Here is a 14,229-nt window from a genome sequence, read left to right as displayed (position 1 = left end):
TTTATTCGACCAGCGACCGTCTTAAACGATTTTCGCCGCTGCGTCTAAATCTAAATACCATTCCGTCAGACCCGATGTCGCTTGGATCTTCGCCGCCGGATATGGAAGTACGCGTGCTGGTGAGCTGTTAATCTCTTCAATGATATCTGCTTTACCAGCACCAAGTACTAAGTAACTGATGCGCTTCGCTGCTTCTAATACGCGTGCCGTCTTTGATACGCGAATCTGACCAGACTCAGGATGAGACGCCAACACTGATAGGTTCTCATCATCGTAGTTTGTCTGACCTGGGAACAGTGATGCAGTATGACCATCTGCGCCAACACCAAGCAAGATCCAATCAAACACAGGAGTGCCATTTTCAGTTGGAATCACTTCTGCCATCTCTTTTGCAAAACGTTCTGCTTCTACTTTTGGCTCTTCTTCACCACGGATACGGTGAATGTTCTCAGCAGAAATATTGACCTGCGTAAAGAGTAGAGCATTTGCTTCGCCATAGTTGCTTTCTGCATCATCAGGCGCAACGCAGCGCTCATCACCCCACCAGAAGTGGAGGTTTTGCCACTGAATTGACGTCGCGTAAGCCTCTGTTGCCAAAAGCTTAAACAGCATTTTAGGTGTGCTGCCGCCAGAAAGAGAGATGTGAACAGGTCGGCCCATTTCGCTAAACGCTTTCATATCGTTAGCAAGGCTTTCTACTACCTGCTCTGCTGTTTGGTAGATCTTGTGGTTGATCATAGTTCGCAGTAGTCCGTATCTGTTAGGTTTTTACAAGGGAAACGCCATGCGCGGTTAGCTCGCTGTAGCAAGTCGTCCGCTTCTTTTGGTCCCCATGTACCACATGCGTATCCGAATAGCGCTTGTGGGTCTTGCTTGAAATCTAGAATTGGTTGCACGTATTTCCAACACGCTTCAACCGCATCGCTACGAGCAAATAGCGTCGCATCACCGTTTAGGGCATCAAGAAGTAGACGCTCATAAGCAGTTAGCATTTGGGTTTCTTGCAGGTCAGCGTAGTGGAAGTTCATTTTCACTTCCTTCGCTTTAAAGCCTGCGCCCGGCTCTTTCAGACCAAAGCTCATTTGGATGCCTTCGTCTGGCTGAATACGAATAATCAGCTTGTTCTCTGGTGCGTTTTGTCCAAACACTGGGTGTGGTGTTTGTTTAAAGTGGATAACCACTTCTGTCACGCGAGTCGGTAGACGCTTACCTGTACGTACGTAGAAAGGCACGCCATTCCAACGCCAGTTGTTGATGTAAGCTTTCAGACCGATGTAAGTCTCAGTACGAGAATCGTCTGCTACGCCGTTCTCTTCACGGTAACCTGGGAGTTGTTGACCACGAACTTCAGACGCCGTGTACTGACCCAATACAAGGTCGTTGCGAAGTGCGTCTTCATCCAGTGGTTTAAGACACTGAAGCACTTTCACGACTTCATCACGCATCGCGTCAGCATTGATTTGTGCAGGTGGCTCCATACCAACCATTGCCAGTACTTGTAGCAAGTGGTTTTGGAACATGTCGCGAACCGCACCTGAGCCATCGTAGTAACCGCCACGCTCTTCTACGCCTAAGAATTCTGCGCCTGTGATTTCCACGTAATCAATGAAGTTACGGTTCCACAACGGCTCAAACATCGCGTTAGAGAAACGAAGTACAAGCAGGTTTTGAACCGTTTCTTTACCTAGGTAGTGGTCGATGCGGTAGATCTGATGCTCTTGGAAGTGTTCGTGGATCTCTTTATCCAGTGAACGCGCTGATTCAAGGTCGTAACCGAATGGTTTCTCAATGATCAGACGCTTCCAACCATCTTCCTCATTGTTCAGACCGTGAGCTGCAAGGCTTGCAGGAATCACGCTGTATAGACTTGGTGGCGTTGCAAGATAGAAAAGCGTATTGCGTTGTTCGAATTGGTATTCGTTTGCCAGTTGGTCTAAGCGTGTCGCCAACTTGCTGTAATCTTGTGTGTCAGAAGTATTGATTGCTTGGTAATGCAGGTGATTGATAAATGCATTAAGCGTTTCTGGCTCAGTTTTCTCCATTTCCTGAAGCGATTTTTTCAGCTTTTCGCGGTAAGAATCGTCGCTGTACTCAGTACGACTTACACCAAGAATGGCAAAATTCTCTGGAAGCTGTTTGTTCGCATAGAGGTGGTAGAGAGCAGGAATTAACTTACGGTACGTAAGGTCACCTGAAGCACCAAAAATAACGATGCTGCTGTTTTCTGGTATTACCATCATCTTTCCCTTAAAAACGAGGTACTTATTGTGTGCCCGGATACGGCTAAAGGATTGAGCCAACCCTATCAATGGCACTCAAAAATAGAAAATTGGTCTTACCTATTACGTTGATAGGTAAAGCCTATAGTCTCAAATCACTACAACTACTGAGCCCCTTAAACACAGTCAGGTTCTCAACATTTGGAGGTCATATAAGACGCTTATGTCTCTCGAGTACAACCTTGCACTCTTCGGAGGAGATTTCCGACACGGGGGCGTATTGTCTACGACTATTTGATTTACATCAACACTTGGCGGTGCAAACGTTTAAATAATTTACACAAATCATCATAATCAATTGAATTAAAAGAAATAAATACCCTGCCCGGTCTAGTGATAAAATTTAAGCAAAAACTCTAAAAAGATTATTTATTGTTCAACTTTGCAATCCATTACATAAGCTCTGTGCACTATGCAGAATTTACAACTCTACTTCATAGTTGTTGATAATGATACTTAATTAAAGATAATGGAGTATTCTATCAACACACGTTAGGACTGCTATGAATCAGGGCTCAGCAAAACAGCAATCGACGCATCGTATTCAAGGCGTATTGGATTACATTCATAGTAATCTTGATTCCCCTTTGAGCGTTGATGACATCTCGCAACAAAGTTGCTGGTCTCGCTGGCAGTTGCAGCGCGTGTTTCAGCAGCAAACAGGACTTTCGGTTGCAAACTACGTTAGAGAGCTTAAGTTAAGCTACGCAGCAGAGCGATTAGTCGGCGGAAGTGAGCGCTCTTTGGATATTGCGCTGGAAATGGGGTTTGCCTCCGAGCACGCATTCAGCCGCGCATTCAAGCAGATGTTTTCTGTCAGCCCTCGCGAATATAGAAAGAACCAACAGTTATCAGGGTTACGTAAACCATTTACGTTACGCCACCTTCCAGAAGCGTCGCACAATGACGGGCACTTTATCGAAGTAAAGATTGAAACGAAACCAAGCTTTTATCTGCAGGGGCTTTCTCAACCAATCTGCGGTTTGTTCTCCCCTTCTCCAAACTTCCATTACAAAGTGCCGCAGTTATGGCTTCAGCTTTCTCTCATTGCCGATCAAGTCGAAGAGTCACCAGTTCGCCATCTCGGTGTTATTGATGTCACCCACCCTCACTTTGATGGTTCGAATCTTCAATATTGGGCAGGTTATGAACTCGACGACAATGTCCATTTACCAAGCATTCCAAATGCAGTGTCTGACCAGCTAGAGACCTTATTCGTACCACAGCAAACTTATGCCGTAATCACTCACATCGGTAAGGCAGCGAAACTTGCACAAACCCTTGAGTGGTTCATCATGTGTTGGTTACCTGCTTCAAATTATCGCGGCGTCGATGGGTATGAGCTTGAAAACTATCCGGCAGACTACCAACCCGACAGTGATAACGCCCAAATGCAATACTGGTTACCCGTAGAGCGTTGTTACAGCCGATACTCGAAGTAAGAGAAAAGTCCTATCCTTTAGAGCGAGTTGCACCAAATTGTTAACTTTTCTATTTTTCCTATCTATAAAATACAAATAACAATCATTATCAATAACTAGAAAAAGTAGTGGAATCAGGAAAAATGGAAACCCCGATTAAATTTCATCGCTCAACACTTGCAGTTGTTGTTTCTGCGCTGATCGCAGGACACGCTGTTGCTGACGAAGACGTAACTCAACTCGAAACAATGACCGTATTAGGTGAGACTTACCGAAATACGGCAACAAAAACGTCATTAGAACCAGAAGAAACCCCACAGGCAATCACCATCATCACGAAGGATGAAATGGATTTACGCGGAGTGAGCACGGTCAGCGAAGCACTTCGTTACTCATCTGGTGTAAATACCGAACTGCGCGGTGGTGCCGTTACGCGTCTAGACCTATTCAATATCCGTGGTTTCATTAACTACACCAACTTCTACGATGGTCTCCCTCTCCTATTCAACGGTTGGAACTTACAGCCACAAATTGATGCAGCTGCGGTTGAGCAAGTTGAAGTGTTCAAAGGACCTACGTCTGTTTTATATGGAAACATTCCACCAGGCGGCATGGTCAACATCATCGCAAAGACTCCGCAATCTGAGCCAGCTAACACGGTATCAGTCAGTACTGGCACCAACAGCCTGAAAGAAGTGAACTTCGACACCACGGGGCAAATTGGTGATTCAAACGTGAACTACCGCATCGTAGGGATGGCGAAACAGCGAGATGGTCAAGCAGAAACATCGGAAGACGAACGTTATCTGATTGCGCCGTCATTCGACTGGCAAGCGACAGACAACACGCTTGTTAATGTCAACGTGTACTACCAAAACGATCCTTCGGCAGGTATTTACACCACAGTTCCAGCAGCGGGCTCCGTTCTCGATAACCCACTCGGTTCGTTGTCTCCTGATACTTACTTGGGCGACAAAAACTGGAACACCTATGAACGTGAAGTGTTGATGATTGGCTACAAAATTCTGCACGACTTCAACAACAACTGGCAGTTCTTGCAAAATGCACGCTACATGACAGCTGACTCGTACCAAGAAAACACGTACAACAGCCCATTAGCCGCTGATAATCGCACGATTGGTCGTAATGCTTACCTCACGGATGAAGACTCAACTTCATTTGTGATTGATAACCAATTATCAGGTTACGTTGCCCATGGCAATTTCGAGCATAACTTACTACTTGGGTTAGATTACCAATACCTAGATTCTGATGTGAAATACAAAGACACCTTAGGTTACTCACTTACGCAAGACATCTTTAATCCTAATCACAATCAGATTGACCGCGACGCTCTAAAGTTCGCTTACCAGCAGGCACTGGATATCAAGACGAAACAGCTTGGCGTTTACTTCCAAGACCAACTTCGCTACAACAACCTTGTGATGATTGCCGGACTTCGCTGGGATAAATACGAATCCGACACCAACACTGTGAGTGATTACCTAGGCACAGTCACACCGAGCAAGGAAAAGCTTGATGAAAACAACGTATCTTTCCGAGTTGGTGCGTTATACGAGCTTGATTTTGGTCTGTCTCCTTACCTGACTTACTCAGAGAGTTTTGAACCAATCGCGGGGGCTGATGCATCAGGTAAAGCGTTCGACCCTTCTACTGGTCATCAATGGGAGCTGGGCTTCAAATACGCCCCTCTGGGTGGTGACGTATCAGGCAACCTAGCGCTGTTCCATATCACCAAGAAAAACGCGATCTTGACCGATCCTAACAACCCATACGCACCGCAATACCAAGCTGGTGAAGTGGTTTCTCAAGGTGCAGAGCTAGAAGCGAAATGGCAAGCAACGCCGCAAGCTGACCTAACGCTAAACTACACCTATATCAATATGGAAATTAAAGAAGACAGCTATTACCACCAAGAAGGCAAAACGCCAGTGTGGGTACCAGAACAAACCGCTTCTTTATGGGCAAATTACTACTATGAAGGTACTTTAACAGGGCTTCGCACTAGTGCTGGCGTTCGTTACGTAGGTAAAACAGAAATGGATGCACAAAATAGTGACCAAGTGCCAGATTACACCTTGGTTGACCTAGCGGCGAGCTATGACTTATCGGCGGCTTCACAATCACTCGACGGCGCAAGCGTCACGCTGTCTGCGAGCAATATCTTTGATGAGGAATACTACAGCTGTTACGACAAGAACAACTGTTGGTTTGGTGCTGAACGATCTATCGAAGCGAAGCTTGAGTACAAGTTCTAACGCCTAACAAGCCGCTCAAACAAGTTCTTTTTCGAGAACATAAAAACAAACTGTATATTTCACAAATCAAAAGCGGTGGCTACCAATAAGCCACCGCTTTTCATTTCTCTTAGCTTTTACTACAGAGCGCTTCTGAACAGTATTTAAAGTTCGAGTTGAGTTACCTTGTCACTTTTCTGTAGCAACGCTCAGGTCGCCCTACCGTGCCATAATTTAAGTCTGCCTCTAATTCACCAGAACTGATCAAGTATTCCAAATAACGTCTGGCCGTTGTTCGGCTGGCACCAATTTGCTCTCCAGCGTCATCCGCCGTATACATCTCTTCACCGACGAACAATCCTCGAATTTTATCCAAAGTTACCCCATCAATCCCTTTGGGCAATCTGTGCGACGACGTGTCTGGTACCACATTTGATTGCAGCATCTTATCAACTAAATTCTGGTCCAAGCTTTCTGCGACATGGAGTTGTTGGCGTTGCGAAATGTACTTTTGCAATGCAGCCTCCAACCTTGGAAACATCACTGGCTTAAGCAGATAATCAACTACCCCGCCTCGCATCGCTTGTTGCAGTGTATCTACGTCTCTTGCCGCGGTAATTAAAATCACATCACAAGTTTGATTGTTCGCACGAAGCGTATTGAGGATCTCTAATCCTGTTCCATCGGGTAAATACACATCCATGAGCAGCAAATCAGGCTTGAGCACCTCAAGCTGTAATTCTGCTTCCATCCGTGTCGTTGCAATGCCCACCACTTCCAAACCAGAGAGTTGGCTCAGATATTTATGATGTAGCTCTGCAATGGCAATATCATCCTCGATGATCATGACTCGCGTTGCCGTATTCATACTTGTTCTTCCTTAGGCAAATACACGGTAATTCTCGTTCCATGTTCTGTATTTGGTAGCATCTCAACATAACCGTGATAACGCGTCGCCAGTTGATTAACTAGATGCAATCCCACACCTCGATTCTGACGCGACTTGGTTGAAATGCCCTTCTTCAAGAGCTCTTGTGGCTCAATGTTTTCCGGCAGTCCACACCCTTGGTCGACAACCTCTAAAATCACTTCGTTGCCATAATCACTGATCGACACATCAATGCTGCGGCGCTCTAATGCAAACGCAGATTCAACACGAATAGCAGACAGCGTCGCATCGAAAGCGTTGTCGATTAGGTTGCCAAGTACCGTGACCAGATCTTCTGCATTTAACCACTCAGGTAATGGCTCCAATCGACTGCCTTCTTCTACCACTAACTGTAATCCCAGTTCACGTGCACGCTCGGTTTTACCCAGTAACATGCCGGCAATAAGCGGGTCTTTGATGGTATCGCGTAAAAACTCTATCATCGCTTGATAGTGTGCTGTCTCTTGCCCAATCAATTGTTGAACCGCTTCGAGTTCCCCCATCTGAACCAATCCGCTGATCGTATTAAGCTTATTTCTGTGCTCGTGAGTCTGAGAGCGAAGCAAATCGGCGTATTCTTTAGTTTGCGAAAGCTGTTCAGTAAGTTCGTTTATTTCATCACGCAGACGGAAACTGGAAACCGCACCGACGATTTTTCCTTCGACGTAGATTGGCGAACGGTTGGCAATTAAACGCTTGTGATTAAGGAAGATCTCGATATCGTGATCTTCTTGTCCTGTTTCCAGCACGGTATACAAATCGCTGTCTCTCAGGGTATCTGTCAGCGGTCTATTCAGAGCCGATTCCCTTTCAATACCTAAAATCTGACACGCACTTCGGTTGATGGAACGCAATACACCTTGGGCATCAATACTTAATACCCCTTCTTTAATAGTGCTCATGGTGACGTCGAGTTCACCGTACAAACGCCCAATTTCCTCTGGTTCAAAACCCAAAATGGCACGCTGAAATTTTCGGGATGCATAGTTGGAAACAATCGCGTTGGCAGCAACAACGATCAATGCCATTAAGATAAGGAATGCAAAGAAAGGCTCGATGCGGTCTTGTAAGCGTTCCAGCAAATAACCGACCGAAACCACACCAATGATGTTGCCTTGTTGATCGAAAATTGCCGCTTTACCACGGACGGAATAACCCAATGATCCTTGAGCCGTCGAGATGTATGATTTACCTTCCACCAGCGCTCGTTGGTTGTCGCCGCCTTTCATTGGCTTACCGATGCGCTCGTCGATAGGGTGAATCAAACGCACACCATTTTTATCCCCAATCACAATGAACGCAGCACCAAGTGCCTCAGTCATTTCACGAAACCGCTGTTGATAAGGGTCGGTATTCTGAGACTCAATCATTTCGCGAACAATATGAGAAGTAGACAAGAAACGAGCAACGCCAAGCGCTTTCTCCCCCATCTCTTGTTCTTGGTCGAATTTTAGGTAGGTAAAGCCCGCAGCCACCAGAATAAGAAGTTCGATCAAACCCGACAGCGTCATAATAATAAGCATGCGCTTACGAAAGCTGATCCGACTCCAACTCATTGATATTTCCTTTATCTTCGCCAGTTTTCCACGTCACTGTGGCACACTTTCCTAAGTTAACACTGAGTTAACATGCTCGCTCTAATCAAATGACAAATCTGTGAACAGACGAAACGTTCTGAACGGTTTACGGTTAATTTATAGGCGTGCCGTGCTTTCTTCAGTTCGAACAAACCCGTTCCAACACTTAGCTTTGTCACTCATGGCTCATTTAGCGCATTTATAGCCGCCGTGAAATATCAAAATTCAATCATAATGCTAACGAAATAATGTTGTAATTTATTCAACATCATACATAAATTGCCATCTAAATCTTGAACATGATCACACCAAATTTAGCGGTTTTTGAGGCGTTTTTAGACTTTCGATCGTATAATTTTTAGTCAAGAAGCCTAGCAGAGCTTCGAATAAAGAAAGCAGCCAACTGGAAGTCTATTTAACGCTCAACACTTGCGTCAGTAAATTGAAGATACATTGATAAAAATACAAATACTGACCGTAGGACAACCACTTAGACACCATCTGCAATTGCAATAACTATAAACAGAGGTGCTTTTATAGTTAGAAGGAACACCAAAACATGGAACGCGATACATTTGGAATTTGCCTGAATAAGGCTATGCTGTCAGAGAATATGTATTCAACGTTTACGCACGTCAGGGCTTATGAAAAGAGTGACACCAGTTCTTCTGATCTCAAGGTGCTGCTTTCATTCCCACAGATGAGTGGTAAAGACTTACTGAATACTATGCGAGGCTCTCGTCAGCTTGAGTGGAGAGCAGAATTTCACTGCCCTTCGATGAAGTGAATCAGTACAAGTCACACAACAACGGTGCGTCCAGCTAAGCCCCACTTAACTGGGCGCAACATTTAACCAACATTTCTTTTGCCCAATCACTTAACACTTTGTAGTGAATACTTTATATTAGAGCTTATACTCTAAAGCAAAGTAGCCACTATGAAACAAACCGGAAAGTTCTGGATTTTGGGTCTTCTCAGCAGCTCAATTTCTCTTGCCTGTCACTCGGCTCCCATCACATTCGATGATGCATGGAATTTGTTGTTAGAAAACAACTATTCCCTTAAAGCACAACGTGCCAATGTTGAAAGCTACGAATACCAACAAAGCGCAACTGATAACCTCAATTTGCCGCAAGTCAGTATTGGTGCGAACTACACACGCTTGGATACCGACGTAACACTGTCTGGTCAGCAAATTCTCGACAGCACTGGGCAACACATTAGCGTGCCACCTGTTTTCCAACCTATTTTTAGCGCTCTTGCGAATACCACATCGACGATCACCGAACGCGACATCTTCTCTTCTTCGATTCGTGCTATCTGGCCGATATTTACTGGCGGTCGCATCAATGCAGCTCAAACCGCCGCAGAAGGTAAAACGGACGAGGCAAGAAGCCAACTCGCAATGGAGCAGCAAGCTCGCTTTGAAGATCTCTCCAAATACTACTTCTCGGTCGTGCTCGCCAAAGAAGTATTAGCAACACGTCAAGCCGTAGAAAAAGGCTTAACCAAGCACCGTGATTTTGCGATTAAAATGGAAGAGCAAGGTCAAATCGCCCGTGTTGAGCGCCTTCAAGCGGAAGCGTCATTAGACAAGGCTAAGGTCGAGACACGCAAAGCCGCCAGTGACCTGAGTATTGCCCAAGCGGCTTTGGGCAAGATCTTAGCGCAGAACGATTCAGTAGAACCTTCAGAAACGCTGTTTATCAACAACAACCTTCCACCGTTAAGTGCGTTTGTTGATCAAACACTACTGACCTACCCCGGCTTAGATTTGTTGGATGCCAAGCACAAACAAGCGTCGAGCTTAATCAAAGCCGAGAAAGGCAAATACTATCCGGAAGTTTACCTATACGGTGATTACAGCCTATATGAAGACGATTCCCTTGCCAGCCAAATGAAACCGGATTGGCTAGTGGGTGTTGGCGTTAACATCCCTCTAATTGAGTCCACTGGTCGTAGCGAGAAAGTAAAAGCAGCACAAAGCATGGTCACCCAAGTGGATGCGCTGAAATCACAAGCGAAACAAGACTTGTCGCTTCTGGTACAAAAGACCTACCTAGAAGCACAACAAGCCATTGATGAAGTGCAAGGTCTAGAATCTAGTATCGCCCTTGCGGACGAGAACCTACGCTTGCGCGAAAAAGCATTCACTCAGGGCTTATCGTCCTCTTTGGATGTCGTTGACGCGCAACTGTATGTCGCCAGCGTAGAAACACAGCAATCAGCGGCACGTTTCCGTTATCTGATTTCTTTAACCAAACTATTAGCACTGAGCAGCGAAATGAACAGCTTCGCTCAATACCAACATACTGCTTACGTTCCAGCATCAGCATCCAAAGAGGCAAAATAAGTCATGGCAGCAAAATCTCTAAAACCCGCTCTACTATCACTTTGTGCTTTGGGTGTCGCTTCTTGGGTTGGCTACCAGTTCTACCAAGCGTATCAACCAGAACCGGCACGTTTACAGGGGTTGATTGAAGCGCAGCAATACAGCATCTCTTCTAAAGTTCCTGGTCGTATTGATGAAGTCATGGTGCGCAAAGGCGATGATGTCGAAAAGGGTCAGTTGATCTTTACCCTTCACAGCCCAGAAATCGAAGCAAAATTGGAGCAAGCCAAGGCAGGTGAAAAAGCCGCTGGCGCATTGGCACTAGAAGCAGAAAAAGGGGCACGTGAGCAACAAATTCAAGCCGCAAAAGACCAATGGTTAAAAGCGAAAGCGGCTGCAGATTTGATGGAAAAGACCTACCAACGTGTAAACAACCTTTATAAAGATGGCGTAGTTGCGGAGCAAAAACGCGACGAAGCCATGACGCAATGGCAAGCATCTAAATACACCGAAAGCGCAGCGTTCCAAATGTACAACATGGCGAAAGAAGGCGCGCGTAGCGAAACCAAAGTCGCAGCAGCAGAAAAAGCACGCATGGCGGCTGGCGCAGTAGCGGAAGTAGAAGCGTATGCCAAAGACACGCAAATCTACAGCTGGTTTGATGGTGAAGTCTCTCAAGTTTTACTGCAAAGCGGCGAACTTGCACCTCAAGGCTTCCCGGTTGTGACGGTTATTGATACCCAAGATTCTTGGGCAACACTGAACGTGCGCGAAGATTTGCTCAAACACTTCACCAAAGGCACGACCTTTAAAGCTTACCTACCAGCATTGGATAAAGACGTTGAGTTTAAAGTCACCCATGTTGCCGTAATGGGCGATTTCGCTACATGGCGCGCGACAGACGCATCGAAAGGTTTTGATCTTCGCACATTCGAAGTGGAAGCTCGCCCTACCCAACCAGAGCCTGAGCTACGTATGGGCATGAGTGTTGTGGTTGAGCTGTAATCGCGTTGGCTTAAGACTATGACGATTCAAATCTCACAACGACAAATCCTGCGGCGCGATAAGTGGTTATTATCTTGCCTGACATGGGTGCCGATCTTATTAGCAGTCACTATTTGGGGTGTTTTCTCTGCAGGTATTGCAAGAGATCTCCCGATTGGTGTGGTTGATTTGCAGCACTCGCAGTTGTCACGCAAGATGATTCAATCTCTTGATGTCTCTTCCACTCTTTCTGTTGATTATCACTACACTAGTTCAACAGAAGCGAAGAACGCGATGATCGAGGGTGATATCTACGCTTATGCTGTGATTCCCCCTCAATTCGACCAAGACATTCTTTTGCATCGACAACCTCAACTATCGGTCTTCTTTAACAGCCAATACATTTTGGTTGCCAAGTTGATTAACTCAGCGGTCGCGCAGTCTCAAGGGTATTTTGATGCGCAGTTAGAAACCATGGGTAACCTAGCAAAAGGCAACACCACAACACTTGCAGCTATTGGTCAAGCCGTGCCGATTTCCACCCAGATTACAGCCTTGTTTAACCGCAACACCAACTACGCTCAGTTTTTGGTAACAGCGATTGTTCCGGCGATCTGGCAGATCTGTGTCGTGGTCAGCACCATTTTGATCCTCGCAGCGCATTTTCGCCTTTATGGTAACGGCAACAATAGTTTTGCTTTCTTAGGCGAGCGCCCTTTCACTCGACTAAGCAAAATTCTAAGCCAGTACATTCCTGTCTTTATGGCACAAGGCGCGCTGTTCTTAGTCTGGTTCTATATAGTGCTGGATTGGCCGATGGAAGGTAGTTATCTGGTGATGCTGTTAGCGCAGTTCGTAACGACCATCGCATGCATCATCATGGGGGCCTTGTTCTTCTTCCTATCGATGGATCCTGCACGCGCGATGAGCTTTGCTGGCGCATTTACCGCGCCTAGCTTCGCGTTTATGGGTATTACTTTCCCCGTTTCAGACATGAATGCTCTTGCCCATGCATGGAGAGGATTGCTGCCAATTACGCATTACATCGAAGTTCAAGTGGACCAAGCAAGCTACGGCGCAAGTGCGGCACAATCTATCGGCTCACTCTGGCCGATGGTTGGGTACATTATCCCGCTACTGATGACGGCAGCTTTATTAGCAAAACATCGCAACACAGCTTTGCTAAACAGCGCATCTTCAACAGATAGCAAACAGGAGGTTGTATGACACTGTGGCAACTGATTAAAACAGAACTTCGCTCAGTGATGACCAACCCTGTCGTGGTACTGACGGTCTTTGGTGGTGTGGTATTTTACTCCTTCTTATACCCGCTTCCATACGCACAACAAACACCGAGGGAACAGCCAATAGCGATTGTGAATCTCGATGGAAGCCAAACCAGTTTAACCTTAGAACGCATGGTCGATGCGACGCCTCAGGTTAAGGTAGTGACGCGTTTACATACTATTGCCGATGCGAAACAAGCATTCTTAAACCGAGAGATAACTGGCTTCTTGGTGATTCCAGAACACTTCTACAAAGACTTGATGCTTGGCAGCAGCCCTACTCTGGCTTATGCCGCCGACGCTTCTTACTTCTTGGTGTACGGTACCGTCGTCGAAGGTTTAGCACAAGCTGGTGGTACGCTTGGCGCTCAAGTTAAAGTAAGCAAGATGGTAATCGATGGTGTACCACTGAGCATGGCGAGCCATGACTACTCTGCAATCAAACTCAACATGAAACCAACCTTCAACCCAACCATGGGCTACATCGAATACGTGGTGCCAGCGGTGTTTGTATTGATCCTTCAACAAACATTGATCATGGCAGTCGGGTTGCAAACCGGTACTCAACGCCATGGTCGTGGGTATTGGTCACAAGTGCCAACAGGCGCTCTGTTGCTGGCCAGAACCTTGGTCTTCGTTGCTATCTACTACTTGCTCAGCGCCTACTATTTTGGCTTCAGTTTTGAACGCTTGAACGTCAACCACGTTGCCAACGCAGGTGAGCTACTCACCTTGTTATTGCCATTCTTACTTGGTTGTTGTGGTTTAGGTTTGTGGCTCGGATACTTGCTACCAAGACGCGAGCTGGTGACATTAGTCGTACTGGTTAGCTCAATGCCATTAATCTTCTTAGCAGGCTTTATTTGGCCGGTTGAGTCGATTCCTGCCCCGCTGCTTTGGTTTGCTGATTTGAGCCCGAGCACGTGGGCAATCAAAGGCTTTTTAGCACTCAACCAAATGGGCGCAACGTGGCAACAAGTCGCTAAACACTGGACTGCTCTTTGGGTGCTTACAGTTCTTTGGGGCGGCGTTGCTTACTGGATTGCCAAACGCAATACCAAACCAGTAGTAACAGAAAGCTTAGGTTAACGGCTGTTTATCCAATTAAGAAAGGGGCTCATGTAGCCCCTTTTTGTTTGTTCGGATATTTTAGTAACTGAGTTG

Annotated in this window: 11 protein-coding genes; 7 read left to right on the top strand and 4 right to left on the bottom strand. The window is 46.0% G+C overall.

Annotation, left to right across the window (positions count from 1 at the left end):
* Nucleotides 1–21: 21 nt before the first annotated feature.
* Nucleotides 22–738, bottom strand: coding sequence for a 6-phosphogluconolactonase (gene pgl / locus MHO32_RS06195; RefSeq protein WP_239210934.1), 717 nt, complete (start codon nt 736–738; stop codon nt 22–24).
* A complete protein-coding gene (gene zwf, locus MHO32_RS06190) occupies nt 735–2,237 on the bottom strand; it encodes a glucose-6-phosphate dehydrogenase (RefSeq protein ID WP_005445999.1) in 1,503 nt (500 codons plus the stop codon). The genes pgl and zwf overlap by 4 nt, the downstream gene beginning before the upstream one ends.
* Before the next feature lie 545 nt (nt 2,238–2,782).
* On the opposite strand from zwf, the gene MHO32_RS06185 reads away from it, so the two are divergent.
* Both MHO32_RS06185 and MHO32_RS06180 read left to right on the top strand, forming a co-directional pair.
* The gene (locus tag MHO32_RS06185; RefSeq protein WP_239210930.1) at nt 2,783–3,721 is read left to right on the top strand and encodes an AraC family transcriptional regulator; all 939 of its coding nucleotides are present in this window, start codon (nt 2,783–2,785) and stop codon (nt 3,719–3,721) included.
* A 122-nt stretch (nt 3,722–3,843) separates the two neighbouring features.
* The gene (locus MHO32_RS06180; RefSeq protein WP_017190221.1) at nt 3,844–5,979 is read left to right on the top strand and encodes a TonB-dependent siderophore receptor; all 2,136 of its coding nucleotides are present in this window, start codon (nt 3,844–3,846) and stop codon (nt 5,977–5,979) included.
* Between the two features lie 160 nt (nt 5,980–6,139).
* Here the strand turns inward: MHO32_RS06180 and MHO32_RS06175 are convergent, their stop codons facing one another.
* Both MHO32_RS06175 and MHO32_RS06170 read right to left on the bottom strand, forming a co-directional pair.
* On the bottom strand, nt 6,140–6,826 hold the full coding sequence (locus MHO32_RS06175; protein ID WP_029788136.1) for a response regulator: 687 nt from the start codon (nt 6,824–6,826) through the stop codon (nt 6,140–6,142).
* Nucleotides 6,823–8,442 carry an ATP-binding protein gene (locus tag MHO32_RS06170; protein WP_239210928.1) on the bottom strand — a complete coding sequence of 540 codons (1,620 nt, stop codon included), beginning with the start codon at nt 8,440–8,442 and terminating at the stop codon, nt 6,823–6,825. Before MHO32_RS06170 ends, MHO32_RS06175 begins: the two co-directional genes overlap by 4 nt.
* Before the next feature lie 580 nt (nt 8,443–9,022).
* Between MHO32_RS06170 and MHO32_RS06165 the strand changes: the two genes are divergently transcribed.
* The 5 genes from MHO32_RS06165 (at nt 9,023) to MHO32_RS06145 (ending at nt 14,154) form a co-directional block, all read left to right on the top strand.
* On the top strand, nt 9,023–9,250 hold the full coding sequence (locus MHO32_RS06165; protein WP_005446009.1) for a hypothetical protein: 228 nt from the start codon (nt 9,023–9,025) through the stop codon (nt 9,248–9,250).
* A gap of 150 nt (nt 9,251–9,400) precedes the next feature.
* Nucleotides 9,401–10,816: a TolC family protein gene (locus MHO32_RS06160; protein WP_239210926.1), complete on the top strand. Its 1,416-nt coding sequence runs from the start codon at nt 9,401–9,403 to the stop codon at nt 10,814–10,816.
* 3 nt (nt 10,817–10,819) lie between these two features.
* Nucleotides 10,820–11,800: an HlyD family secretion protein gene (locus MHO32_RS06155; protein WP_005446013.1), complete on the top strand. Its 981-nt coding sequence runs from the start codon at nt 10,820–10,822 to the stop codon at nt 11,798–11,800.
* Between the two features lie 18 nt (nt 11,801–11,818).
* Nucleotides 11,819–13,006, top strand: a complete 1,188-nt coding sequence (locus MHO32_RS06150) for an ABC transporter permease (RefSeq protein WP_239210925.1) — start codon at nt 11,819–11,821, stop codon at nt 13,004–13,006.
* Entirely contained in the window at nt 13,003–14,154 is a 1,152-nt protein-coding gene (locus MHO32_RS06145) for an ABC transporter permease (protein ID WP_009703302.1), read from the top strand. Before MHO32_RS06150 ends, MHO32_RS06145 begins: the two co-directional genes overlap by 4 nt.
* Nucleotides 14,155–14,229: the final 75 nt, after the last annotated feature.

Source organism: Vibrio sp. MMH1-50 (assembly GCF_022347645.1).
Classification (GTDB): Bacteria; Pseudomonadota; Gammaproteobacteria; order Enterobacterales; family Vibrionaceae; genus Vibrio; species Vibrio harveyi.
This window is presented reverse-complemented; position numbering and strand designations above follow the sequence as displayed.

Coding starts and splice junctions, on each gene's coding strand:
- MHO32_RS06180 (WP_017190221.1), top strand. CDS start 3,844: ATGGAAACCCCGATTAAATTTCATCGCTCAACACTTGCAGTTGTTGTT.
- MHO32_RS06165 (WP_005446009.1), top strand. CDS start 9,023: ATGGAACGCGATACATTTGGAATTTGCCTGAATAAGGCTATGCTGTCA.
- pgl (WP_239210934.1), bottom strand. CDS start 738: ATGATCAACCACAAGATCTACCAAACAGCAGAGCAGGTAGTAGAAAGC.
- MHO32_RS06175 (WP_029788136.1), bottom strand. CDS start 6,826: ATGAATACGGCAACGCGAGTCATGATCATCGAGGATGATATTGCCATT.
- MHO32_RS06160 (WP_239210926.1), top strand. CDS start 9,401: ATGAAACAAACCGGAAAGTTCTGGATTTTGGGTCTTCTCAGCAGCTCA.
- zwf (WP_005445999.1), bottom strand. CDS start 2,237: ATGGTAATACCAGAAAACAGCAGCATCGTTATTTTTGGTGCTTCAGGT.
- MHO32_RS06145 (WP_009703302.1), top strand. CDS start 13,003: ATGACACTGTGGCAACTGATTAAAACAGAACTTCGCTCAGTGATGACC.
- MHO32_RS06185 (WP_239210930.1), top strand. CDS start 2,783: ATGAATCAGGGCTCAGCAAAACAGCAATCGACGCATCGTATTCAAGGC.
- MHO32_RS06155 (WP_005446013.1), top strand. CDS start 10,820: ATGGCAGCAAAATCTCTAAAACCCGCTCTACTATCACTTTGTGCTTTG.
- MHO32_RS06150 (WP_239210925.1), top strand. CDS start 11,819: ATGACGATTCAAATCTCACAACGACAAATCCTGCGGCGCGATAAGTGG.
- MHO32_RS06170 (WP_239210928.1), bottom strand. CDS start 8,442: ATGAGTTGGAGTCGGATCAGCTTTCGTAAGCGCATGCTTATTATTATG.